This is a genomic window from Bacteroidales bacterium MB20-C3-3 (assembly GCA_035609245.1).
Classification (GTDB): domain Bacteria; phylum Bacteroidota; class Bacteroidia; order Bacteroidales; family UBA932; genus Bact-08.
Window position 1 is genome coordinate 496,857 of the sequence record CP141202.1, and the last position, 25,235, is coordinate 522,091.

Genomic DNA, 25,235 nt, shown 5'->3' on the forward strand with positions numbered 1-25,235 from the left:
TTATTACCTGAATACTATTTCTTTAACAATCTCCTCTCCAACAATTGAATTAATCCTCTCTTTTAGAGCGGTTTTGTACAAGGACAAAGAATCTCTTGCAACAGAAGAACTTAGCGTACAAAAAAGCTTGCCATTACTAAATTCTCTGCTAATTATATATTTGGTAAATCTGTTGTCTAATGCCTGATCAAAAGCAGTACAAACTGAATTTCCAACCAATCCCCTGGCAATACCCATTGATTGAATGTACTCAGGTATCAGATCTCCAATTTTCATATAATCCTTTCTTTTCATAGAATAACCCCTCCCTCTATTTCAACTGTTTTACTTTCGTTGCCTATCTCTGACAATATATTCTCTATTCTTACTTTGTTACTGTCAGTTATGAATATCTGACCAAAAGTACTGGAAGAGACAAGATTTAAAAGGAACTCAACCCTTTTTATATCCAGTTTATCAAAAACATCATCAAGTAACAAAAGTGGATTATGTTTAGTATTCTCCTTAAAAAGTGAATATTGTGCAAGTTTCAGAGATATTAAAAAAGATTTCTGCTGACCCTGAGATCCAACTTTTCTAATCTGTTCGCCATCCATTCCAAAAAGCAGTTCATCTCTGTGCACTCCCACAGTTGTATAGCCGAGACGGGATTCTCTTTCGAACGACTCATTTAAGAGTTCAATTAAGCTCCCTCTCTCCAGATCTGATTTATAATCAACTGATACCTTCTCTCTTCCACCTGAAATATCTTTGTAAAATTTGGTTACAAAAGGGACAAAATCTTTAACAAACTCACATCTGCAATTATAAATATAGACCGCATTCTCCTGCATTTTCTCAGAAATTGTATCCAATAGAAGTCTGTTCCTGAAATCTGTCTTTAAAAGTTTATTTCTCTGAGCAAGGAGGTTATTATAATTCTGAACCCTTCTTAGATACTCTCTGTCCAGCTGAGAAATGACTGCATTCAGAAACTTTCTTCTCTCATCTCCTGATTCATTAATTAAACAAGTATCGTATGGAGAGACCATAACGATAGGTATGATTCCGATATGATCTGACAATCGCTTGTAAAGTTTTCCGTTCCTCTTCATCTGCTTATCTCCGGATCTGTTAAGAGAGAGGGATATCTGGTCTGTAGAGCTGTCATCGTTCTTATACTCTCCCGATATAAATGCCACATCCTCTTCAAAAGAGATAGCCGTCTGGTCCTGTGAGGAGAGATAGCTTTTAGTCATTGAGAGATAGTATATGGAGTCCAGAAGGTTGGTTTTGCCTGCTCCATTCATTCCGGTAATGCAATTAAGCTTTTGCGAGAAGTTAACAGTAGCCTCGCCAAAGTTTTTAAAATTACTTAAGGAAATCTTTTTAAGATACATTTATTCGCTTTTCTTATACAAAGTTACTACTTTTATCTATTAATAATTTGTGATTAGACAAAATATTGTAAATTTGCACCCTGCTAAAAAAATTAGAGATGTCAAAGAAAAACCAACACCAGGATCCTGAACAATCTGTTGAACAGGCACTGAATACAACAGAGCATTTTATTGAGAAAAACAAAAAAACGCTTTTGTACTCTGCAATAGCAATTATAGCAATTGCAGCTATAGGATTTGCCTATCAGCACCTGTACCGCAAACCGCTTATTAATGAAGCTCTTGCTCAAACTTTTATGGCTGAACAACATTTTCGTTCAGACTCTTTTGCTCTGGCTCTTAACGGAGACGGCAATTCTCTCGGATTTGCCCAAATAATTGATGAATACGGAAGTAAGGCCGGCGAATCAGTTTATATGTATGCAGGCATCTCTGAACTCCAGCTTGGAAACTATGAGAATGCCATCTCATATCTAAAAAAATATGATGGTAATGATCCAATCATGAAAGCAAGATCAATAAGTAATATTGGTGATGCTTATGCAGGACTTGAAAATTACAAAGAGGCTCTCTCCTTCTATTTAAAAGCTGCCGACTTTGCTGATAACACTTTTGCTGCAGGATATCTTCTCAAAGCCGGAATTATGTACGAAGAGCTTGGAGATACTGCCAAGGCTGTTGAGACATACAAAACAATCAAAGATAAATATCCTCAAAGCGTTGAAGGTTACGATATAGACAAATATATTTCAAGACTTACTTTATAAGAGGTTTTGCAGCATCCAAAAATTACAGACTATGGGCAGAGCGTTTGAATTCAGAAAAGAGAGAAAGTTCAAGAGGTGGGGAAACATGGCAAAAATCTTTACTCGTTTAGCTAAAGAGATTACCATGGCTGCTAAATCAGGCGGAACAGATCCCGATAATAATCCCAGACTCAGAGCTCTCATTTCTAATGCAAGAAGTGAGAATATGCCTAAAGACAATATTGAAAGGGCTATTAAGAGATCTGTTGAAAAGGACCACTCTGACTATAAAGAGGTTGTTTACGAGGGATACGGACCTCATGGTATTGCTTTTCTCGTGGAGACAGCTACTGACAACACCACTAGAACGGTTGCCAACATTAGAAGTTATTTCAACAAATTCGGAGGATCACTGGGTACATCAGGAAGTGTTGAATTTATGTTTGAACGCAAATGCGTATTCAAAATTAAGACTAATGAAATTGACCTTGATGAACTGGAACTGGAGTTGATCGATTTTGGTGCAGAAGAGGTATTTGCAGATGAAGATTGCATATTGATTTATGGTGCATTTGAATCCTATGGATCTATTCAGAAATTCATTGAAGAGAAGGGATACGAGATGGTCTCAGGCTCTTTTGAGAGAATACCTACCGTAGAGTTAAAGAGTTTGCCCGACGATCAGAGAGCAGAGCTTGAAAAACTTATAGAACGATTTGAAAATGACGATGATGTACAAAATGTATATCATACTCTGGCAAACTAATATTAAAGTTTTTAATGAGTTAAAAAAGTAGTCAAAATTGGCTGCTTTTTTTTTGTTAAAACTCTTATTAATGCATACCTTTGCCTGATATTTACTTACAAATTTCAATCATCTAATTATAATTCGTTATGAAACTGTCGCATATTGAGCACATCGGTATTGCTGTAAAGTCATTAGAATCAGCCATTCCCTTTTACGAAGAGATGCTCGGTCTTAAATGCTATGCTGTTGAAGAGGTAGCAGATCAAAGAGTAAAAACTGCATTTTTTAAAATTGGCCAGACCAAGATTGAATTACTGGAGAGCACAGATCCGGAGGGGCCTATAGGTAAATTCATAGAGAAAAAAGGAGAGGGAATTCATCACATTGCTTTCGCAACTGAAGATGGAGTACAAAAGTCTCTTGAAGAGCTTGCTGAGAAAGGTGTTCAGCTAATTGACAAAACTCCTCGCAAAGGAGCTGAGGGGCTCAATATTGCTTTCCTTCATCCAAAATCTACAATAGGCGTACTCACTGAACTGTGTGAAGATCCTAAAAAAGCTAACTGCTAATAATAAATATCAAACATATAATACAAATGAGCCAGCAACTTGAACAGGTTAAGGCGCTTATTCAGCTTCGTGAAAAAGCGCGTCTGGGTGGAGGTCAAAAAAGAATTGACTCTCAGCATCAGAAGGGTAAATTCACTGCCAGAGAGAGAATCTCAATGCTATTAGACGAAGGAAGTTTTGAGGAGTTTGACATGTTTGTCACACACCGCTGCACAAACTTTGGTATGGAAAAGGAGAGATTCCTAGGAGATGGTGTTGTAACAGGATATGGTACAATTGAAGGCAGATTGGTCTATGTATTTGCCCAGGATTTTACTGTATTTGGAGGGTCACTATCAGAGAGCTTTGCAATGAAAATTTGCAAGATTATGGATCAGGCCATGAAAATGGGTGCTCCTGTAATTGGTGTAAACGACTCAGGAGGAGCCAGAATTCAGGAGGGTGTTAACGCACTTGCCGGATATGCAGAGATTTTCCAGAGAAATATTCTTGCTTCAGGTGTAATCCCTCAGATATCTGCAATTTTTGGTCCATGCGCGGGTGGTGCTGTTTACTCCCCTGCCCTTACGGATTTTAACATCATGACCAGAGGAACGAGTTATATGTTCCTGACAGGTCCTAAGGTTGTTAAGACTGTGACCGGCGAAGATGTAACTCAGGAACAGCTTGGTGGTGCGTCAGTTCACGCTACAAAGAGTGGTGTTGCTCACTTTGCAGTTGATACAGAGGAGGATGGCATCAGAATTATTCGTGAACTTATCAGCTTCCTCCCTCAGAACAATCTTGAGGAGGCACCTATTGTTCACACTAATGACCCAATCGACAGATTAGAGGACTCCCTTAACGAAATTATTCCTGACAGCCCTAACAAACCATACGATATGTATGAGGTAATCGGTGCTATTGTTGATGATGGAAAATTCCTTGAGGTTCACAGAGACTACGCTACAAATATTATAGTTGGCTTTGCAAGATTCAACGGAACATCTGTTGGTATAGTTGCAAATCAGCCTAAGGTTCTTGCAGGAGTTCTGGACAACAATGCATCCAGAAAAGCAGCAAGATTTGTTCGTTTCTGCGACGCTTTCAATATTCCTCTTGTAACACTTGTTGATGTACCTGGATTCTTGCCCGGAACACAGCAGGAGTATGGCGGAATTATTCTTCACGGAGCAAAACTGCTTTTTGCATACGGAGAGGCAACAGTTCCAAAAGTCACTGTTACTCTTCGCAAATCATATGGTGGAGCTTACTGCGTTATGTCCAGCAAGCACCTTCGCGGAGACATCAACTATGCATGGCCTACAGCTGAAATTGCTGTAATGGGACCTTCAGGAGCAATTGAGGTTCTCTACGGAAAAGAGGTGGCAGCTGCTGAAGATCCAGCAGCACTGTCAGCAGAGAAGGAGAAAGAGTACAGGGATGCTTTTGCAAACCCATACAATGCAGCTCGCTTTGGATATATTGACGATGTTATCGAGCCTAGAAACACCCGTTTCAGGATCATCAGATCACTCCAGCAGCTGGCTACAAAGAAGGTTACAAATCCGCCGAAGAAGCACGATAACCTTCCTCTATAAAAATCATAATCCGGAACAATATGAAAAGATTATTAAAGATATTTCTGTTGTCTGGGCTTATGTTAGCCGGCATCCAGCTGAATGGACAGAGCCAGGCCGATATGTGCATTAATGAATACCTTGTATACAATACAGATGACTTTGTTGATGACTTCGGACACAAGAGCGGATGGATTGAACTTTTCAACTCATCTTACGGCACTGTAAACATTGGCGGATGCTATCTGACTAATGACCCGAACAACCTTACAAAATATGTAATCCCAAAGGGTGATGTACTAACTAAAATTAAGCCCAGACAGCACATACTATTTTGGGCAGATAACCAGCCATACAGAGGAACATTTCATATAAATTTCACTCTTGAAGATTCAGACGAAGTTTTATTAGTCGCTTCTGATGGCAGAACCATAATTGACAGAATCAAAATCGTTAGGGATCTTGATACAAATGTTACTTACGGAAGAATAGAGGATGGAATCGGATCAAGAGATGGTAGCGATGGCTGGCAGGTTATGGCCAGAACCTCCCCCAGTACAAATAACTCAGGAGTTGACAAAGAATCTGCATCTGCAGTTTTCAAAAGAATTGACCCCTATGGAGTAATTATGTCACTTACCGCAATGTCTGTAGTATTCCTCGCACTTATTCTTCTTTATGTTGTATTTAAGCAAATTGGCAAATACAATGTAAAAAAGAATATGGAGAGAGCAGAGAAGACTCACGGAAAGAAAGCTGCACGGGCAGAAGAGGAGACATCTGCAGAGATATATGCGGCAATTGCGGCAGCAATGCATATGTATGCTATGGATGACGAATCTCACGACATAGAAAATACAATTCTAACCATTGCACGAGTTACTAAAAATTACTCACCATGGAGCTCAAAGATTTACACACTTCGTGAGAAACCTTGTAAAAAATAACCACATTAAGTCAATACAATTATGAAAGAATATAAACTAAAGATTAATGGTAACGACTATGCCGTAACTGTAAACGACATAGACGATACAATCGCAGAAGTAGAGGTGAACGGAATTCCATTCAAGGTTGAAATTGAGCGTCCTGCGAAGAAACAGGTAGTTGCAAAACCAAACAAACCAGCACCGGCTCCGTCAAATGTTGCCAAACCTACAGCATCAGGTTCTGAAACTGCTGTTACATCACCACTTCCGGGTGTTATTCTGGAGGTTGTCGTGAAAGAGGGAGATGTGGTTAAGAGAGGTCAAAAACTGATGGTACTTGAGGCTATGAAGATGGAGAATGTTATTGAGGCAAGTGCTGACGGAAAAATTATTTCAATCAAAGCAAACAAGGGCGACTCTGTACTGGAGGGTGCACCACTAATAATCATTGGATAAAATGGAAAATCAAGGATTATTTTCTCAATTAGGAGATAACCTGACACAATTCCTGCAATATACAGGTTTTGCCAATGCAACATGGGGTCACATCCTCATGATTGCAATAGGCCTTGTGTTTATTTATCTCGCTATAAAGAAGGATTGGGAGCCACTGCTCCTGGTGCCTATAGGGTTTGGTATTATTATAGGTAATATCCCTCTCTTTCCCGGGCTAAGTGTGGGTGTGTATGAAGAGGGATCTGTACTGAACATACTTTATCAGGGGGTTCAGCAGGGCTGGTACCCGCCTCTGATTTTTCTCGGAATTGGAGCAATGACAGATTTTTCTGCATTAATTTCAAATCCTAAATTACTCTTGATTGGTGCTGCTGCACAGTTTGGTATTTTTGGAGCTTATGCAATAGCTCTTTTAATGGGCTTTTCTGCTGCTGAGGCTGGTGCAATTGGTATAATCGGCGGTGCCGATGGTCCTACAGCAATCTTCCTGTCTTCCAGACTGGCTCCGGATTTGATGGGGGCAATAGCTGTATCTGCTTACTCCTATATGGCACTTGTACCTGTAATTCAACCACCGGTAATGAGACTGCTTACATCTAACAAAGAGAGACTTATAAGAATGAAACCTCCAAGAGCCGTCTCTCAGACCGAGAAAAAACTCTTCCCTATCATCGGTTTCCTTATGACGGCCTTTATTGTTCCCTCAGGTCTTCCTCTGCTTGGTATGCTATTCTTTGGAAACCTTCTTAAAGAGAGCGGAGTTACCAGAAGATTGGCAGAGACTGCCCGCGGACCGCTAATTGATGTAATCACCATATTGATTGGTGTTACAGTAGGTTGTTCAACTCAGGCAGACAAGTTTTTGCAATGGAAATCTGTCTACATATTTGGACTTGGAGCTTTATCATTCGTAATTGCCACAGCAGCAGGTGTAATGTTTGTTAAACTCTTCAATGTATTCCTTAAAGATGGAAACAAAATTAATCCACTTATTGGAAACGCAGGGGTTTCTGCAGTTCCGGACTCAGCAAGGGTATCAAATAATGTAGGTCTTGAATATGATAAAACAAACTATCTTCTTATGCACGCTATGGGGCCAAATGTTGCCGGCGTAATTGGAAGCGCGGTTGCCGCAGGTATACTTTTAGGATTTTTATCATAAATTATAGCATTTTTTTTAGAGAGCACCTGGTTCAGGTGCTCTTTTTTTTTGTAAATTTGTGAATTCACATTAATTTACATGGTATGCAAAACAAGTTGCAAGAGCTAACAGACAAATTGTACAACGAAGGTCTGTCAAAGGGTAAACAGGAGGCCGAGGAGATGGTGGCCAAGGCAAAAAAAGATGCCGCCGCAATTCTTGCAGATGCAAGAGCAGAGTCTGACAAAATAGTATCCGCAGCACAAAAAGATGCTCTGGATATTAAGCAGAAGATGGAGACCGAAATTAAAATGGCCTTCAGGCAGACAATAACCACCCTTAAAAATCAAATTGAGAATACCCTTATCTCTAACTCAATCAACAAACCTGTGACAGCAGTTTCAGACAATACCTCTTTTCTGAAGGAGTTAATTATGTCTGCAATATCGGCCTTTAATCCAAAAGGCAGCGATATGGTCTCTCTGTCACTTCTTCTTCCGGAAAATAAAAGGGCAGAGTTGGAGTCTTTCTTTAAAAGCGAAGCAACAAAACATATACAAGAAAGTGTCGAGATTAAGTTTGATAATAAAATCCAAAACGGATTCAAGATAGGACCTGCAAAAGAGGGCTATCATATAAGCTTTACCGATAAGGATCTTCAGCATCTTTTCAGTGAGTTTCTTAAACCAAAAACTCGTGAGTTTTTATTTAATGAATAGTTATGAATAACTATCCTTATCTTATAGCGGGACTCCCTGAAATTTTTCCTGATTTTGAAAAAAGCAGCCATAATATTGATCTACTTTTTGATCATATAAAAGAGAATATCAATCCAAAAGAAAAGAAGTATCTTGATTGGCTCTTGTTTGGATTAAAAGGTGAAAATCTCACTTCTCATTTCTACAGAGAGGTTTTTAAAACCCGCAACCGGTTTCTGAATGAATTTTTCAGATTCGACCTGGATATGCGTAACATCCAGACAGCCTATGTTTCTAAGCAAATGGGCTTAGATGTATCTGAATATCTTATTGGAGAGAACAACCTTGTTAACTCAATAAAAAGCAGCAGAGCCTCAGATTTTGGAGCATCAGATTTTTTTGGAGAATCTGCAAAACTTATTTCTCTCCTTTCAAGTTCCAATATTCTTGAAAAGGAACAGGGACTTGACCTTATGAGGTGGAATAAAGCCAGTCAAATAACAACATTCAACTATTTTGACATAGACTGGATTCTCTCATTTGCCACACGCCTTACACTAGCCAAAAGATGGGATGCACTTGACAAAAAGTTAGGTGCCGAACTTTTCAGAAAGCTTGTGAATGAGGTAAAGGAAACATATAAAAATGAGGATAAGGAATAAAAAGAGAAAAATAATATATTACAAGATATGAAAACCAGAGGAACAGTAAAAGGGATCATCTCAAACCTTGTAACCATTGAGGTTGATGGTCCCGTTTCCCAGAATGAGATCTGCTTTATTGACCTGGCGGGAACAAAGCTTATGTCAGAGGTGATAAAAGTAAATGGCAAAAATGCTTTTGTTCAGGTGTACGAAAGTACCCGCGGGATGAAGGTTGGTGATACTGCAGAATTTAATGGCCATATGCTGGAGGTCACTCTTGGCCCGGGTATTCTCTCTAGCAACTATGACGGCCTTCAGAACAACCTTGAAACAATGGAGGGGGTTTTCCTGACCAGAGGAGAGTACACCCAGCCTCTTGATCTTGATAAGGAGTGGGAGTTCACTCCGGAAGCCAAAGAGGGTGAAACAGTTACTGCTGCCTCGTGGTTAGGAGAGGTTAAAGAGGGATGGCTTCCTCACAAAATTATGGTTCCGTTCATTATGAAGGAGAGCTATATATTAAAATCTGTTGTGCCGGCCGGTAAATATAAAGTTACAGATACAATCGCTGTTGTTAAAGACGAGGCAGGAGTTGAGCATAAAATTACGATGATGCAAAAATGGCCTGTAAAAGTTGCAATTACCGCATATAAAGACAAACCCAGACCATTCAGAATAATGGAGACAGGTGTAAGAACAATTGACACATTTAATCCAATGGCAGAGGGTGGCACAGGATTTATCCCAGGCCCTTTTGGATGTGGCAAGACAGTTCTTCAGCACGCAATATCAAAACAGGCGGAAGCAGATGTAATAATAATGGCAGCTTGCGGAGAGAGGGCAAATGAGGTTGTTGAGATTTTTACAGAGTTCCCCGAGCTTATTGACCCAAGAACCGGCAGGAAGTTGATGGAGAGAACAACAATAATTTGTAACACATCCAACATGCCTGTTGCTGCAAGGGAGGCCTCTGTTTATACAGCAATGACAATAGGTGAATATTACAGAGCAATGGGTCTGAAAGTTCTTCTTCTGGCAGACTCAACTTCCAGATGGGCGCAGGCTCTCAGAGAGATGTCCAACAGAATGGAGGAGCTTCCCGGAGCAGATGCATTCCCTATGGACCTGCCGGCAATTATTTCAAGCTTCTACGCACGGGCAGGTATTGTTAATTTATACAATGGCAAAACAGGTTCAGTAACCTTTATCGGAACAGTTTCTCCCGCAGGAGGTAACTTGAAAGAGCCTGTTACCGAATCTACAAAAAAGGCAGCCAGATGCTTCTATGCACTAGCACAGAACAGGGCTGATAAAAAGAGATATCCGGCTGTTGACCCTATTGACTCTTACTCAAAATACCTTGAATATCCTGAGATTATTGAAGATCTTAAGAGAAGATTCAGTGATGACTGGGTTGAAAAAGTTTTAAAAGGGAAAAACATAGCCCTCAGAGGAAAAGAGGCTTACGACCAGATTAACATTCTCGGAGACGATGGAGTTCCTATTGAGTACCACACAAGATACTGGAAATCTGAACTATTAGACTTCATTATCCTTCAACAGGATGCATTTGACAAAATAGATCAGTCTACTCCTCTGGACAGACAAAAATTTATGTACAATCTGGTAATGGAGATTTGTGATCTTGAAAAGGAGTTTGACAATTTTGAAGAGTGTGCGGACTACTTTAAAAAGCTGATTAACACAATGCGTCAGATGAACTACTCTGAATATCAAAGCACAGAGTTCAACAAATATCTTGAACAACTTAAAAAAGAGATTGAAGATGGCAACTAAAGCATTTCAAAAGATATATACCAGAGTGGAGGCTATTACAAAAGCCACCATCTCCCTCAGAGCCTCCGGTGTGGCAAACGAGGAGCTTGCAACCGTTGCCGGAAGGTTGGCTCAGGTTGTTAAAATAAAAGATGATTTAATTACCCTTCAAGTATTTGAAGGTACTGATGGTATCGCTACAAATGCAGAGGTTGTTTTCTTTGGAGAACCTCCTACAATTCATGTTAGTGAAGAGCTTGCCGGAAGATTCTTCAACTCATATGGTCTTCCTATTGATAGCAGGCCTCCTGTAGAGGGAGAAAAGAGATATATTGGAGGTCCATCTGTTAACCCTTTCAGAAGGAAACAACCATCAGAGCTAATACCAACAGGTATTGCAGGAATTGACCTGAATAACACACTTGTATCCGGACAAAAGATTCCATTTTTTGCAGACCCTGACCAACCTTATAACCAAGTGATGGCTCAGGTTGCACTTAGGGCAGATGTTGACAAAATTATTCTTGGCGGGATGGGTCTTACAAACGATGACTATCTCTATTTTAAACAAATGTTTGAGAATGCCGGTGCACTTAATAAAATCATAAGTTTTGTAAACACTACGGAGCAGCCTCCTGTTGAGAGGCTTCTCATTCCCGATATGGCCCTGGCTGCTGCCGAATATTTTGCTGTTGATAAGAACGAAAAGGTTTTGGTTCTCCTGACAGATATGACGCTTTATGCCGATGCTTTAAGTATTGTAAGTAATCGTATGGATCAGATTCCATCTAAAGACTCTATGCCCGGCTCTCTCTATTCTGACCTGGCAAAAATCTACGAGAAAGCAGTGCAATTGCCAGATGGCGGCTCAATAACTATTATTGCTGTAACAACATTAAGTGGAGGAGATATTACACACGCTATACCTGACAACACTGGCTATATCACTGAGGGACAGTTATTCCTGAGGTCTGACTCTGATACAGGAAAGGTAATTGTGGATCCTTTCAGATCTCTGTCAAGGCTTAAACAATTAGTAATCGGCAAAAAGACTCGTGAAGACCACAATCAGGTGATGAACGCAGCCGTCCGTCTTTACGCGGATGCAGCAAATGCCAAGACCAAGCTGGAAAACGGATTTGACCTTAGTGACTATGATGTGAGATGTCTGGATTATGCAAAGGCATACTCAAGCAGACTTCTTGCTATTGATGTAAATATAAACACAACTCAAATGCTTGACACTGCCTGGGAACTATTCTCAAAATATTTCACAAGAGAAGAGCTTAGCATTAAAGAGGATATTTTGAATAAATACTGGAAAACCGCATAGATTTCTGTTATGGCTATAAAATTCCAATTTAATAAAACCTCTCTTAACGACCTTAACAAGCAGCTTAAGGTGCGCACAAATGCGCTGCCTACCCTTAAAAATAAGGAATCTGCGCTCAGAATGGAGGTTAAGAGAGCAAAATATCGTTCAGACGAACTTTTGGAACAATTGGCCTCTTCACTGAAATCTTACGACTATCTGGCAGGGTTATGGACTGAATTCGAACCCGGTTTAATCTCAGTAAAGGATGTGGAGTTAGAAACGGTAAAAATTGCCGGAATAAAAACACCATCTTTGAAAGAGGTTATTTACGATGTAAAGCCCTATAATTTTTTCAAAAAACCTGTCTGGTATGCAGACGGTATAAAAATACTTCAGCAACTTGCCCAGTTGGGCATTGAATCTGAAATATATCTTGAAAAGATGAGGCTGCTAGAGTTTGCCAGAAAGAAGACCACTCAGAAGGTTAACCTCTACGAGAAGGTCCAGATTCCAGGTTATAAAGAGGCTATTCTTAAGATTAAACGATTTATGGAGGATGAGGAGAACCTCTCCAAAGCCTCACAAAAAATCGTTAAAAACAGACAACTACAGGAGGAGGCTGCCTTATGATTACAAAAATGACAAAATACTCTTTTGTCCTCTTTCACAAAGAGGTATTACCATTTCTAGAGAGGGTACAGGAATTGGGAATGGTAGATATTACAAGAGAGAATAAGGCTGTTGATGAACACTCAAAGGAAAAATTTTCACTGCTTGAAAGATATGCCTCTGCCGAGAAAGCTTTAAAAGCTCTCTCCGAATCAATCCCTTCCAAGAGTATTTCATTAACAAATGACCTTGACTCTCTCTCCTCTGAAGAACTTCTTCAACTCGCAGAAAGAGCAATAAGCGACAGGGAGAATCTCTCTTCTGATCTTAAACTTCTTATCCGGGAAAGAGATGATGCATACCAGTGGGGAGCATTTACCAAAGATGATATTGACAAAATAACCTCTTTAGGATATCAGATGCACTTCTACATTATCTCTGAATCCAGTTATAATCCTGAATGGGAGAGTCAGTATATTATTCATACATTATCAGTTGAAGGAGGTAAAAGATATTTCGTTCTGCTGGTCCAAAACAATGAAGAGCTTCACTTCAAATATCCTGAGAGCAAATTCCCTGCTAATTCCTACAATTCAATTGATAAAGTAATAGAGAGCACTAAAGCAAAAATTGACTCAACAGAGGATCTGCTGCTCGCCCTGATTGCAAGGATTGATAAAATACACTCAGGGGCTGTGGCTGAAAGAGCAAATCTGGAATTACACCTTGCCGGTGTCTCCTCAGTAAAGGAGGCAGAGGGCACCATCGCTGTAATGACAGGCTTTTCTCCTGCAGATAAAAGAGATGAACTGCATGAATTCTTTGAAAGCACAGGAGTCTATTTTCTTGAGGAGAAAGCCAAAGAGGAGGACAATCCTCCAATAAAGCTGAAAAATAACTTCTTTACAAGACTATTTGAACCTATTGGAGAGCTTTATATGCTTCCAAAATATGGAGAGCTGGATCTAACCCCCTACTTTGCTCCGTTCTATATGTTATTTTTCGGGCTCTGCCTGGGTGACATTGGGTATGGGATTGTACTTTTTACAGCAGGTACAATTGGAAGATTCAAACTTCCAAAAATGAGGGGTTACATGATGCTGATTCAGTTTCTTGGAATAGGTGCCATGTTGATGCCTATGCTCAATGGCGTTTTCTTCGGAGCTAAGCTTCAAGATATAATCCCTATGCCTGACTCCATAAAAGAACTCTTCTTTTCTGACATCAAGATGTTCTGGTTTGCTATAATATTTGGTCTGTTCCAGATAGTAGTAGCCAGATTGGTTAATGCAATTGACTCTATGATAAGAAAAGGTTGGCAGCATGGTATGCACAATATTGGCTGGTCTATTCTTATAATATGGTTTTCAATAATTTATGCAGGGACTATGCTTCCTGATCTTGTTATCCCTGAATATGTAAGCTACATTGGTTACGCCGGTCTTGCTATGATTATCCTGTTCTCAAGTACAGAGGGTAATATTTTAAAAAGAGTTATGAAGGGTGCATTTTCTCTCTATGACATTACCGGTATTTTTGGAGATATGCTCTCGTATATAAGGCTGTTTGGTCTGGGTACAGCGGGTGGAATTTTGGGGCTGGTTGTAAACTCTGTTGCAATGAATATGTCAGGAATTCCTTATGTTGGATGGTTTTTTACCGGTTTAATGTTGCTTGTAGGCCACACTGCTGTTTTACTTCTTAATAGCCTTGGTGCTTTTGTACACCCTATGCGTCTTACATTTGTAGAGTTTTACAAAAATGCAGGTTTCGGCGGAGGAGGCAGAGCCTTCAGACCACTTACAAAAAATGAGAATTAATAAATTAAAACAATAAAACACAAAAAATTATGGAACAATTATTACCATTGACACTAGCCTATGTTGGTATGGGCATAATGCTTGCTGTATCCTGTATTGGAAGCACTATAGGGGTAACTATGGGCGGTAACGCAACTATTGGTGCTCTAAAGAAGAATCCGGATATGTTCGGCTCTGCAATGATTCTTTGCGCACTCCCTTCTACTCAGGGTCTTTATGGATTTGCCGGTTTCTTTCTTATGCTTAACAGGCTTCTTGAGATGCCGGTATTAAGTCTGGGACAAGGATTTGCAATTTTTGCGGTAGGTGTTGGTCTTGGAGTTGTTGGTTATTTCTCAGCCCTAAAGCAGGCATCTATTGTTGCAAACGGTATTGTTGAGATGAGTAATGGTCAGGATGTATTTGGAAAAACCCTTATTCTTGGAGTATTCCCTGAATTATATGCAATCCTTGCTTTTGCAGCTGCATTCCTTGCAATTCCTGCATAATCCTGTAAAATACACACTTAAAGAGAGTCTGAATGCTTATTTTCATTCAGACTCTCTTTTTTTGTATATCTTTGGTGAGAATAATAATTGCACAAAATGACACTAATTAAATCCATTTCAGGCATAAGGGGTACTATTGGCGGTGAGCCGGGAACTGCACTTACCCCTCCGGATGTAGTAAAATTTGTCTCGGCATACTCATACAGACTTAAGCTAAGGCTGCCCGGCAAAAGCCGGTATAAGGTTGTTGTGGGAAGAGATGCAAGGATATCCGGAGAGATGGTTGAAAATCTGGTCTGCGGAACATTAATGGCTTGTGGAATCGATGTTGTCAATGCCTCTCTTGCATCTACTCCTACCGTTGAGATGGCTGTTGTATTTGAAAAGGCTGATGGTGGGATCATTCTTACTGCCTCTCATAATCCAAAGCAGTGGAATGCTCTTAAACTACTTAATGAGAAGGGGGAATTTCTTGATGCAAATGAGGGTGAAAAGCTGCTTAAATTTGCAGAGGAGGGACTTTTCAATTACGCCGATGTTGACACACTGGGGATAATAACAAAAAGAGACTTTTCCAAACAGCATATAGAGGCGGTTCTCTCCCACCCTCTGGTGGATACAGAGGCAATCTACAGAGCCGGATTTACAGTTGCTCTTGATGCTGTTAACTCGGTTGGAGGCGTTATAATGCCTCAGCTTCTGGAGGCGCTGGGGGTAAAGTGTATAAAAGTAAACTGTGATCCTACGGGCAGATTTGCCCATAACCCTGAGCCTCTGCCGGAACATCTCACTGAACTCTCATCTGTTGTGGTTAAAGAGGGTGCAGATTTGGGAATTTCAGTTGACCCTGATGTTGACAGGCTTGCACTGATTTGCGAAGATGGAAATCCATTTGGAGAAGAGTACACACTGGTTGCTGTTGCTGACTTTATTCTAAGGAGCAGAAAAGGGGCGACAGTATCAAACCTTTCATCCTCCAGGGCATTGAGAGATGTTACTGAAGCTGCCGGATGTGAATATTTTGCTTCTGCCGTTGGAGAGGTAAATGTTGTAACAGAGATGAAGAGAGTTGGAGCCGTTATCGGCGGAGAGGGCAATGGAGGAGTTATTGTACCTGATCTTCATTATGGCCGCGACTCACTTATCGGCACAGCACTTTTCCTTAGCCTGCTGGCAACAGAGAGGTGCAGCGCCTCAGATCTTAAGGCAAAATATCCTCCCTACTCTATTTCAAAAAATAAAATTGAGCTCTCACCATCAATTGATGTAGACAAAATCCTGTCAGAGGTAAAAACCAGATATTCTCACAAAAGGGTAACTGATATTGATGGTGTAAAGGTTGATTTTGATGAGGAGAAAATGTGGGTACACCTCAGGAAATCGAATACTGAACCCATAATAAGAATATATGCAGAGGCCTCCACAGAGGAGAGAGCAGCAGCCCTGGCTGACGAGGTAATAAATTTAATTACAGAGATAACCGGAAAATAATATGTTTTCATTCAGAACAACATCTTTAACTGAACAACCGGATCTGGTGCTTAGGAGCGGTAAGATTGCCCTTCTATGCAATCAATCATCCTGGCATCCTGAGAGAGGAGAGTATCTGATAGAGACACTCTACAAAAAAGGGGTGTTAAAAAGAGTATTTATACCTGAACACGGATTATTTGGAGAACTGCAGGATCAGGTAAAACTTGATGAGGGCTCTGAGTATGATAGTATGGCTCCCGGTTGTGAGTTTATATCACTGTACGGTAGTAGTGAAGAGAGTCTTTCAGTTAAAAGGGATAAACTTGAAGATCTTGATGCTCTTATAATTGACATCCAGGATGTAGGGGCAAGATACTATACCTATCCTGTTACAATCTTTAACCTGTTTAAAGTGTTAAAGGCAGAGTCTGTCAATTTGCCTGTTTATGTAATTGACAGAGTAAATCCGATGGGGAGACAGATTGAGGGGACAATGTTAAAGGAGGGATACTCCTCTTTTATCGGAGAGACAGGTATACTTCATCGTCACGGTCTAACTCTTGGAGAACTGACAAATTACTTTTACAATGAGATAAATGCAAAGTTTCCGCTTCATATAATCTCATATGTTGCCGAATCGGTCAACAGAGAGATGCTTCCATGGAGCATACCTCCTTCACCAAATATCCCAGGCCTCTTTACCTGCCATTTTTACAGCGGGCAGTGCCTTTGGGAGGGAACCAATGTCAGTGAAGGAAGGGGAACAACAAGGCCTTTTGAAATATTTGGAGCCCCATTTATTGATGTATTGGCCGATTTTAACAGCAAAGAGGGTTACGAAAACTGGAATGATCCAGGAAATCCAATCTCAGATCCAAGTGTTTATATCAGATGGACAAGGTTTATACCTCAGTTCCATAAATTCTCAGGAGAGGTGTGCAGCGGATTTCAGCTTCATCCGGTACCCGGAAAGCAATACCATGCACTGGCACATAATTTGAGAATAATGAGGTTCATCAAAGAGAGCTGTGAAGGCTTCAGCTTCCGTCACGGCAAATATGAGGCAGGGAATGATAAGAGAGCAATTGAACTCTTGTGCGGAGACCCTCTTCTGGTAGATTATCTTGAAGGTAACACAGATTGGGATTCGGTTAGGGAGGAGATGAAGCACGAGGAGCAAAAATGGATACGAAAAGCGAAAAGGGTACTCCTGTATGATGATCAGCTCTTTCGATGTAAATAAATTAAATTTAAAAGAAAAAAGAGATTATGTCAAATCCGGTACTAAGCGAAAAAATTTTCAGGAGAGAGGCAGCTGCATCTTCCACAGGGGTAATGACAGTAAAGGGAACAGCAATGAAGGCCCTGGTTCTTGTACTTATGGTGCTTGCAGGTGCAGCATATACCTGGAAAATTTTTTATGAATCAATTAACCCTGCCTCTATCCAGCCTTGGATGTGGGGTGGAGTAATAGGTGGATTTATTGTAGCCATGATTATATCATTCAAACCAAACCTGGCACAGTATCTGGCTCCTGTTTATGCAGTTCTTGAGGGTCTGTTTTTAGGTGCAATATCGGCTATGTTTAATGCTGCTTTTGCAGAGAGTGCCCCCGGAATCGTTATGAATGCTGTTCTGCTTACTATGATGACAGCCTTTGTGATGTTCCTTCTATACAGAAGCAGATTAATTAAGGTGGATCAGAAATTTATGAGAATCATTACAGCTGCTGTTGGTGCTGTAGCTCTCTACTATTTTATTACAATCATACTGTCACTCTTTGGGGTGAATCTTGTTATGCTTCATAACAGCGGCCCTCTTAGCATAGGTATAAGTCTGGTGATTATAGGCGTTGCCGCATTCAGCCTTATGATGGATTTCCATTTTATTGAACAGGCATCGGCTGCAGGAGCCCCAAAACACATGGAGTGGTACGGAGCATTTGGCCTTATGGTAACACTGATTTGGCTATATCTTGAGATCCTTAAACTCCTTGCCAAATTTGCCGGTAACAGAGATTAATTTTGGATTCTTGAATTATATTTGTACTTTTGCAACCCCATAATAATTAACAACAATAGTAATGAAAAAAGGAATACATCCCGAAACCTACCGTCTTGTAGCTTTCAAGGATATGTCAAATGACCATGTATTTATCACACGCTCGTGTGCAAATACAAGAGAGACAATTGAGCACGAAGGAGTTGAATACCCTGTAATCAAAGTGGAGATTTCAAACACTTCACACCCATTCTACACAGGTAAGATGAAACTGGTTGATACAGCCGGCCGTGTTGATAAATTCCTCAACAGATACAAAAAGGTACAAAAATAATTTGTCCATAAAGTACACACACTTAAAAAAACCATCTGAATCATTCAGATGGTTTTTTTATTTAAATCTTTCTATTTATTTTTTCTTAGATGATAGGAAAAATATAACCGGAAATGTATATCTTACCTTTACAGGTTTTCCATCTTGCAAACCCGGTTCCCAGTCAGGAGATTGAGAAACAACTCTATGTGCCTCTTTATCAAGCAAGTTATACACTCCTTTCACTACCTTAACATCCTCAACTTTCCCCTTCTCAGATACAACAAATTGCAAAATAACACGTCCCTGAATGCTATCTTTTACTGCCAGCTCTGGATATACAAGTTGACTGGCTACCCATCTTGTAAAGTGATTTTCGTCTCCCCCCTGGAATTTTGGTTTGACATCAACAACTGTAAACGGGACAATTTTAGTGGTGTCTTGAGGTAATGCCACTGTAGAAGTCACTGCTTCATTGACTTTAGAATCATTTTTCTGAATCTTGATATCTGCTTTGCTGAATGAAGTTACAGAGAATAGCAGAAGAGCGGCAACAGAGAACAAGGCAATAAGCCTGGCTCCCACTTTTGATTGTTTTAGATTTTCCATTTTAATAAATCTTTTAAAAGTTAATGACTTGTGGAGGCTGTTTGATATATCCGGGGCTGAAGAAAATTGGGATGAAAAGATTAGCTCTCGGTACTCTGATATGTCTGCTCCGCAATTTAGAACATCCATATCTGCCTGAAACTCATGAATCTCAATCAGCTTAGATTTTAATATATATATAAAAGGGTTAAACCACTGAACAGAAATCAGAAGGTTAATAAAAATAATATCTGCAGAATGATTTCTTTTTATGTGAGATAGTTCGTGCCTGACAATCATCTCCCTATCACTGGAGTTAAAAGAATCTGGCAAGAATATCGATTTACCAAAAGAGAATGGTGTATCTATCTCTTTCTGCTGGTAAATTGAGTAAGATTTTGATTTGAAAACAATTTCAGATCGACTCTGGAGTATAAATATCATTACGAGTTCAATCAGGTATTTGAAAACAAAAAACAACGATATTAATCCAAAAAATAAAATTGAGTAGCTCATTAGATTGGGTCCACTCGTCTCCGTTGTCAGACCTGAAGAATAATCGCTGATTACATATGCCGGATTTAAAAGATACCCAGGAACAACAGCGTTTGAAACCGGAATACTAATTAGTGGAAATATCGCTGCCAATAGCGATGATACCAGTATTGATACTCTTTGAAATGAATAGTTATTCTCCTCTGAAAAAATCAATCTGAAAAGCAGAAAAAAAACGGCTCCGCAAATTAGCGATTCAACCATATAATTTATTATAGCATTCATGATTAATTACTTTTATTCTTAATAATTTTCATGAGTTTATCTGCCTCTTCAACTGATAATTGCTCTTTTTTAGACAGGAAAGAGACCATATTCGCAACAGATCCTGAAAAAAAAGAGTTTACAATTCCATGCATCAACGAGTTCAGATAAGAGTCTTTATCAACTACAGGAAAGTACTTATGAGTATTGCCATGAGATTCATGAGAGACAAACCCTTTTTTCTCAAGTATCCTAACAATAGTGGATACAGTATTGTACGCCGGCTTAGGCTCCGGCATCTCCTCCAGCAGGTCATTTACATATGCTCTCTCCTTGTCCCAAAGCAGTTGCATAATTTGCAATTCAGCTTTTGTCAGCTCTTTAACTTTTCTCTTATCCATATTCAACTATTTTAATAGTTATATAACTAATCTTTTAGTTGCAATATTTGTGCCAACATTTCATTAGCGATAAGATATTATCTTTGCATTTGATAATACAGACTCAAATGCCCACATTAAAAGAGTTAGCTCATAAATACAATCACACTGATTACTTCAAAAGTGATCCTGTAATATTTCCCCGTCATTTTAAAGAGTTATGGCAGAAAGGAGAAGCCTCTTTTATGGACATCGAGATATCAGGTATTCTCTGTGCCCATCTTGCGTGGGGAAGAAGGGAGATGATCGTCAGAGATTGCAGGAGATTGATGGATGAAATGGAATGGAGGCCATACGAGTATATTATGGCCGGTAAATACAGAAGTGATTCCGTTTCCCTCCACAGAACAATAAAGTGGTGTGAAATGTCGTTGATATTTCACAATCTCAGAGCATATTATTTATCAAATGACTCCTTAGAGACACTCACTCCTGAGGAATACAGAGTCAAAATATTTGGAAGAAAGCCGGACCCCAAAGCTGCTAACAAAAAGATCCATATGTTCAGAAGATGGATGGTAAGAGATGATGGAATTGTTGACCTTGGTGTCTGGAAACGCACATCTCCCTCATCTCTGATTATTCCGCTTGATGTTCATGTGCACAGAGCTGCTCTTGAACAGGGAATCACAAAGAGAAAGAGTTCAGATATCACTACTGCAATTGAGATTACAGAATTTCTAAAATCGGTATTTCCAGATGATCCATGTATGGGTGATTTTGCCCTCTTTGCATATGGCGCTTCCCAAAAAAAATAGTTATATTTGATAGATTCAAAAAAATCTGCCAATGCCTAATCTATATATTATTTCCGGCTGCAACGGGGCAGGTAAAACAACTGCCTCTTATACAATTCTTCCGGAGATGCTTGATTGCAAAGAATTTGTTAATGCAGATGAAATAGCAAGGGGAATTTCCCCTTTTAAACCGGAAAGCGTATCAATTCAGGCCGGGAAGATAATGATTGAGCGTATGGATAATCTTATGTCCAACGGCACGGATTTTGCGATTGAAACTACACTAGCCACAAGAATATATGCGAAAATAATTAAATATGCTCAGGAGAGAGGATATCGTGTTACACTTCTTTTTTTCTGGCTTTCTATGCCCAACCTTGCTGTTGAGAGAGTTAAGATGAGGGTGGCTTCAGGGGGTCATAATATTGAAGAAAAAACAATCAGAAGACGATACGATATTGGAATAAAAAACTTATTTTCGCTATACATTCCGCTATGTGAATACTGGATGATAATAAATAATTCAACCATCCCTCAGGAGCTGATTGCAGAGGGTGGCAAGAACATGGAACCTAAAATTTACAATAAACCTACCTACAACAAACTAATTAATTATGAGCGAATCAGAGACTAAAGAGCTACGACAAAGCATACTCAATGGTTTAAACCTCGCATTTCATAGACTTATTCAGGAGAAGAAAAAAAACAATTCTGAACTGGCCTTTTCAAACAAGGGAAAAGTGGTAAAAGTTAAAGCCACAGATCTCTAACAACTAACCCCAAACCATGGTAAAAAAAATGACTTTATTACTGCTGCTGGCATTGCTAAGCAGCAGTAATATTTTTTCACAGATAAGCTTCTCGGCAGAATTTGAATCGGGAAGCCTTGGTAAAACTACTCTTATTGATTCTGTATGGTTCAATACGGGAAAGGGAGATTCTACACTTTACATATCCTACAGGATAGATTCACGATTTGACCCTTTAAACCCTGTTGACACTTCATTAAGACCGAGTGCAAGATGGTACTACTTCAGAATTGAGGGTGTCAAAGAAAAAATGGTTCACCTGGCGGTTAATAACTCAGAGGCGATCAGACCATTCTACAGTTATGACGGAGAAAACTTCGCCAGGTTTTCACAAGGAGAGAATCCGGAAAAGGGTCTGATTGTGAAGAAATTTCAAAAAGACACTGTCTATATTTCTCACTTCATCCCTTATACATGGAGCAGGCATAAATCTAAGCTTGATGAATGGAGTGTTAAGCCTTTTGTAACCAGGGAGATTATTGGCTATAGTTCTAAGGAGTTACCAATTGAAATGATTACAATAGATGAATCTGATCTCCATAATAATGATAAAGAGAAGAGACAAATATGGATTCATGGTCGCTCCCACCCCAGTGAGCAGCCGGCGAGCTGGCACCTTGAGGCACTAACTGACCTTTTATTGTCAGACACTCGAGAGGCTAAAGATCTTAGAAGAAACAGCACAATCTATATTATCCCATTTATTAATCCTGATGGTGTTTACGGCGGTTTTTCAAGATCAACATCAACAGGGGTAAATATTGAGATTAACTGGGACAGGCCGGATTCTTTAACAATGCCGGAGGTTCTGGCTCTTAAAAGGACTCTTGAAAGGGTAACCGCTCAAAAGCCACTTGATATTCTTCTAAATATGCATTCTCAGATTGCAAATTACGCCTCTTACTGGATACACAATGCAGAGTCAACAACAAATAAATTTCTTGACAATCAGCTTTTACTTTCTGCTTTGACTATGGATGACAGGCGTTTCTACAGAGAGGAGGATCAGCAATTTTCTGCTGTAGCTTCCAGATATGCAGAGGGATGGATATGGAACAGATTTGGGGAGAGGACACTTGCAATTACATTTGAAACTCCTTATACATTCTATAAAGAGAGTCATGATGAAGAGTGGGTATCCCCGGATAACCTCAAAGAGCTTGCTGAGGATACATTCTATGCGATTTATGACTACCTTATGATCCCGGGAGAAAATCGCATTATAATTGAACCTGAGAGTTTAAAAGGAAAGGGATGGAGAAGAGGAGACAGAACATTAAGAACTTTTTTTGGTGATAACTATTACATAGACGAAACCGGAAATGGAAAAGCTATATTTAGAATTAACAATTTAGAAAAAGGCAAGTATCGTGTATTTAACTACAAATCTAACAGGTGGATGGAGATTGACAGCATTGTTAAAAAGAGATCCGGAAGATTTGTATACAAGGTAAAATCCTCTCTTTTGGGAGGAGAAGCAGATGCTATAATGCTGCAAAAGCAATAAATTAGTTATATTTGCAGCAGGATTTATGCGGTAGTAGCTCAGTCGGTAGAGCATCAGCTTCCCAAGCTGAGGGTCGTGGGTTCGAACCCCATTTACCGCTCAAACATAAAGCCCCTTAATTTCAAGCATCTACGAGAAATAAGCAACCTCGTAGGTGCTTTTTTCGTATCAAAAAATAACACATATAAACAAATATATTTGCTTATATTTGCACAAGAGTTGTACCAAAGTTGTACCAAGATTTCTAGGTTATGGCAAAAGCATCAATAGTTATTCTTGAAAAAAACAGAAGAGCTGACGGAACCTACCCTGTTCAGGTGAGAATCTTCAATAATGGCAAACATGCCTATATGGATACTGAGATTTCAGCGAACAACTGGGAATTAACGATTCAGAAGGATAGCTCTGTGCTGGGGATTAGTGACAGAAGGTTATACAGGAGAGCGGATGACTTCCTTAAGAGAGTAGAGGACGTGATGAACACCCTCGCTCTTGATGATCTCACTGCAAGGGAAATAAAAGAGGCTGTTATACTTGAGATACGGAAGAGTAAGCGCTCTGCAACGGGTATTAACCTAATTGATTTTCTTGAGATGCGAATCGCCGTTCTTAAAGCAAAGGGGAAAAGCGGGATGGCTGCTAATGTAAAAACTCTGAAAAACTCTCTCGTTAAATTCATTGAGCGCCCTATATTGTTTTCAAACGAGATCAAACCACGCTTCCTGGAGAAATATCAAGAGCATCTGAGGAATCAAGGATTAAACGAGACAAGTCAATACAATATGCTGAAAGAGTTGCGTACAACTTTCAATGCGGCAATAGAGGAATACAATGACGAAGACGAAGGCGATTTTGTAATTAAGAATTATCCTTTTCGGAAATACAAATTAAAGCAACCTCAAACAGAGCACCGAGGGCTATATGCGGAAGATATTATTCCACTATACCGGCAGTATGACAATTATAACAGTCTCTCAAGCAGAGAGCGACTGGCCCTTGATGTGTATTTCTTATCGTTTTTCCTGATTGGGATAAACTCTGTAGATCTATACAACCTTCAAGCAAATAGCCTTAAATCCGGAAGGCTGATATATAACAGGACAAAGGTTAAGAATAGAAGAGAAGATAAGGGGCGGACGAGTGTCCTAATTGAACCGGAAGCAATGAAGATCTTAAAAACATATCTCGCTAACAAGTCTTCCGGCATGCTGTTGCGTTTTTCAGAGACATACTCTACCCCTGCCAACTTCAATCACGCCATTTCTTCAGGTCTTAAGGGATTATGTGAGAAAGCGGGCATCACCCGTATTACTTACTACTCAGCCCGACACTCATGGGCAACTATTGCAAGAAATAATTGTGAAGTTACAAAAGACGACATTAACCTAGCACTAAATCATATCGAACAAAACAGGGCAATGCGAACAACGGATATATACATTAGACCGAGTTACACCCGCATTGACCAGGCGAATAGGAAAGTCATTGATCATTTCTTCGCTGAGCTGCAATCGTCTTTGGAGAAAGCATCTCCCCCTCCCCTATCAGAAGCCACCGTTCCTCAATCTCCGGAAGAAAAACAATAATTTTCTGCACCATTTCCAGATTAGCCGGCCGTATGTCATTAATACAAGCGTATAAACTTGCATAAGGAATATCGGCTACCCTTGCAAATTCCTTAATAGTTCTGCCTGAATATTTTACCACGCCTCTAATCCTCTGATTGATGCT

General features: G+C 39.8%; 27 protein-coding genes and 1 tRNA gene. 24 read left to right on the top strand and 4 right to left on the bottom strand.

Annotated elements, in window-relative coordinates; all coding sequences use genetic code 11:
- Window positions 1-3: 3 nt before the first annotated feature.
- Complete coding sequence (locus U5907_02125; GenBank protein ID WRQ33453.1) at window positions 4-294, bottom strand: DUF721 domain-containing protein; 291 nt, start codon at window positions 292-294, stop codon at window positions 4-6.
- On the bottom strand, window positions 291-1,379 hold the full coding sequence (locus tag U5907_02130) for a DNA replication/repair protein RecF (GenBank protein ID WRQ33454.1): 1,089 nt from the start codon (window positions 1,377-1,379) through the stop codon (window positions 291-293). Before U5907_02130 ends, U5907_02125 begins: the two co-directional genes overlap by 4 nt.
- Window positions 1,380-1,477: 98 nt before the next feature.
- Here U5907_02130 and U5907_02135 point away from each other — a divergent pair, with 98 nt between their 5' ends.
- The 18 genes from U5907_02135 (at window position 1,478) to U5907_02220 (ending at window position 18,685) form a co-directional block, all read left to right on the top strand.
- Window positions 1,478-2,146 carry a tetratricopeptide repeat protein gene (locus U5907_02135; protein ID WRQ33455.1) on the top strand — a complete coding sequence of 223 codons (669 nt, stop codon included), beginning with the start codon at window positions 1,478-1,480 and terminating at the stop codon, window positions 2,144-2,146.
- Between the two features lie 31 nt (window positions 2,147-2,177).
- Window positions 2,178-2,891, top strand: a complete 714-nt coding sequence (locus U5907_02140; GenBank protein WRQ33456.1) for a YebC/PmpR family DNA-binding transcriptional regulator — start codon at window positions 2,178-2,180, stop codon at window positions 2,889-2,891.
- Window positions 2,892-3,019: 128 nt separating this feature from the next.
- The gene (mce, locus tag U5907_02145; protein ID WRQ33457.1) at window positions 3,020-3,442 is read left to right on the top strand and encodes a methylmalonyl-CoA epimerase; all 423 of its coding nucleotides are present in this window, start codon (window positions 3,020-3,022) and stop codon (window positions 3,440-3,442) included.
- A 26-nt stretch (window positions 3,443-3,468) separates the two neighbouring features.
- Window positions 3,469-5,022, top strand: coding sequence for an acyl-CoA carboxylase subunit beta (locus tag U5907_02150; protein ID WRQ33458.1), 1,554 nt, complete (start codon window positions 3,469-3,471; stop codon window positions 5,020-5,022).
- Between the two features lie 20 nt (window positions 5,023-5,042).
- Window positions 5,043-5,948, top strand: a complete 906-nt coding sequence (locus U5907_02155) for an OadG family transporter subunit (GenBank protein WRQ33459.1) — start codon at window positions 5,043-5,045, stop codon at window positions 5,946-5,948.
- A 21-nt stretch (window positions 5,949-5,969) separates the two neighbouring features.
- On the top strand, window positions 5,970-6,386 hold the full coding sequence (locus U5907_02160) for a biotin/lipoyl-containing protein (protein WRQ33460.1): 417 nt from the start codon (window positions 5,970-5,972) through the stop codon (window positions 6,384-6,386).
- Window position 6,387: 1 nt separating this feature from the next.
- Entirely contained in the window at window positions 6,388-7,548 is a 1,161-nt protein-coding gene (locus U5907_02165; protein ID WRQ33461.1) for a sodium ion-translocating decarboxylase subunit beta, read from the top strand.
- An 83-nt stretch (window positions 7,549-7,631) separates the two neighbouring features.
- Window positions 7,632-8,246: a hypothetical protein gene (locus tag U5907_02170; protein ID WRQ33462.1), complete on the top strand. Its 615-nt coding sequence runs from the start codon at window positions 7,632-7,634 to the stop codon at window positions 8,244-8,246.
- Window positions 8,247-8,248: 2 nt separating this feature from the next.
- Window positions 8,249-8,887, top strand: coding sequence for a DUF2764 family protein (locus U5907_02175; protein ID WRQ33463.1), 639 nt, complete (start codon window positions 8,249-8,251; stop codon window positions 8,885-8,887).
- A gap of 27 nt (window positions 8,888-8,914) precedes the next feature.
- Window positions 8,915-10,666 (top strand): V-type ATP synthase subunit A, encoded by a 1,752-nt coding sequence (locus U5907_02180; protein WRQ33464.1) that lies wholly within the window; start codon window positions 8,915-8,917, stop codon window positions 10,664-10,666.
- Entirely contained in the window at window positions 10,656-11,978 is a 1,323-nt protein-coding gene (locus tag U5907_02185; GenBank protein WRQ33465.1) for a V-type ATP synthase subunit B, read from the top strand. Before U5907_02180 ends, U5907_02185 begins: the two co-directional genes overlap by 11 nt.
- Window positions 11,979-11,987: 9 nt before the next feature.
- Window positions 11,988-12,590, top strand: coding sequence for a V-type ATP synthase subunit D (locus U5907_02190; protein ID WRQ33466.1), 603 nt, complete (start codon window positions 11,988-11,990; stop codon window positions 12,588-12,590).
- An 8-nt stretch (window positions 12,591-12,598) separates the two neighbouring features.
- Window positions 12,599-14,389: a hypothetical protein gene (locus U5907_02195; protein WRQ33467.1), complete on the top strand. Its 1,791-nt coding sequence runs from the start codon at window positions 12,599-12,601 to the stop codon at window positions 14,387-14,389.
- Window positions 14,390-14,418: 29 nt separating this feature from the next.
- Window positions 14,419-14,877 (top strand): V-type ATP synthase subunit K, encoded by a 459-nt coding sequence (locus U5907_02200; protein WRQ33468.1) that lies wholly within the window; start codon window positions 14,419-14,421, stop codon window positions 14,875-14,877.
- A 96-nt stretch (window positions 14,878-14,973) separates the two neighbouring features.
- Window positions 14,974-16,368 carry a phosphoglucosamine mutase gene (gene glmM, locus U5907_02205; protein ID WRQ33469.1) on the top strand — a complete coding sequence of 465 codons (1,395 nt, stop codon included), beginning with the start codon at window positions 14,974-14,976 and terminating at the stop codon, window positions 16,366-16,368.
- A 1-nt stretch (window position 16,369) separates the two neighbouring features.
- The gene (locus U5907_02210; GenBank protein ID WRQ33470.1) at window positions 16,370-17,593 is read left to right on the top strand and encodes a DUF1343 domain-containing protein; all 1,224 of its coding nucleotides are present in this window, start codon (window positions 16,370-16,372) and stop codon (window positions 17,591-17,593) included.
- A gap of 26 nt (window positions 17,594-17,619) precedes the next feature.
- Complete coding sequence (locus U5907_02215) at window positions 17,620-18,372, top strand: Bax inhibitor-1/YccA family protein (GenBank protein ID WRQ33471.1); 753 nt, start codon at window positions 17,620-17,622, stop codon at window positions 18,370-18,372.
- Between the two features lie 61 nt (window positions 18,373-18,433).
- Complete coding sequence (locus tag U5907_02220) at window positions 18,434-18,685, top strand: type B 50S ribosomal protein L31 (GenBank protein WRQ33472.1); 252 nt, start codon at window positions 18,434-18,436, stop codon at window positions 18,683-18,685.
- A 75-nt stretch (window positions 18,686-18,760) separates the two neighbouring features.
- On the opposite strand, the gene U5907_02225 is transcribed toward U5907_02220, so the two are convergent.
- Both U5907_02225 and U5907_02230 read right to left on the bottom strand, forming a co-directional pair.
- Window positions 18,761-20,032, bottom strand: a complete 1,272-nt coding sequence (locus U5907_02225) for a M56 family metallopeptidase (protein ID WRQ33473.1) — start codon at window positions 20,030-20,032, stop codon at window positions 18,761-18,763.
- A gap of 2 nt (window positions 20,033-20,034) precedes the next feature.
- The gene (locus U5907_02230; GenBank protein ID WRQ33474.1) at window positions 20,035-20,412 is read right to left on the bottom strand and encodes a BlaI/MecI/CopY family transcriptional regulator; all 378 of its coding nucleotides are present in this window, start codon (window positions 20,410-20,412) and stop codon (window positions 20,035-20,037) included.
- 107 nt (window positions 20,413-20,519) lie between these two features.
- On the opposite strand from U5907_02230, the gene U5907_02235 reads away from it, so the two are divergent.
- From U5907_02235 to U5907_02260, 6 genes are all read left to right on the top strand, one after another.
- Window positions 20,520-21,209 (top strand): DUF2400 domain-containing protein, encoded by a 690-nt coding sequence (locus tag U5907_02235; GenBank protein ID WRQ33475.1) that lies wholly within the window; start codon window positions 20,520-20,522, stop codon window positions 21,207-21,209.
- Window positions 21,210-21,240: 31 nt separating this feature from the next.
- The gene (locus U5907_02240) at window positions 21,241-21,822 is read left to right on the top strand and encodes a zeta toxin family protein (GenBank protein WRQ33476.1); all 582 of its coding nucleotides are present in this window, start codon (window positions 21,241-21,243) and stop codon (window positions 21,820-21,822) included.
- On the top strand, window positions 21,803-21,958 hold the full coding sequence (locus U5907_02245) for a hypothetical protein (protein WRQ33477.1): 156 nt from the start codon (window positions 21,803-21,805) through the stop codon (window positions 21,956-21,958). The genes U5907_02240 and U5907_02245 overlap by 20 nt, the downstream gene beginning before the upstream one ends.
- Before the next feature lie 28 nt (window positions 21,959-21,986).
- Entirely contained in the window at window positions 21,987-23,504 is a 1,518-nt protein-coding gene (locus U5907_02250; protein WRQ33478.1) for a M14 family zinc carboxypeptidase, read from the top strand.
- A gap of 27 nt (window positions 23,505-23,531) precedes the next feature.
- Window positions 23,532-23,604 (top strand) — tRNA-Gly (locus tag U5907_02255).
- Between the two features lie 151 nt (window positions 23,605-23,755).
- Complete coding sequence (locus U5907_02260; GenBank protein ID WRQ33479.1) at window positions 23,756-25,090, top strand: site-specific integrase; 1,335 nt, start codon at window positions 23,756-23,758, stop codon at window positions 25,088-25,090.
- Window positions 25,091-25,235: the final 145 nt, after the last annotated feature.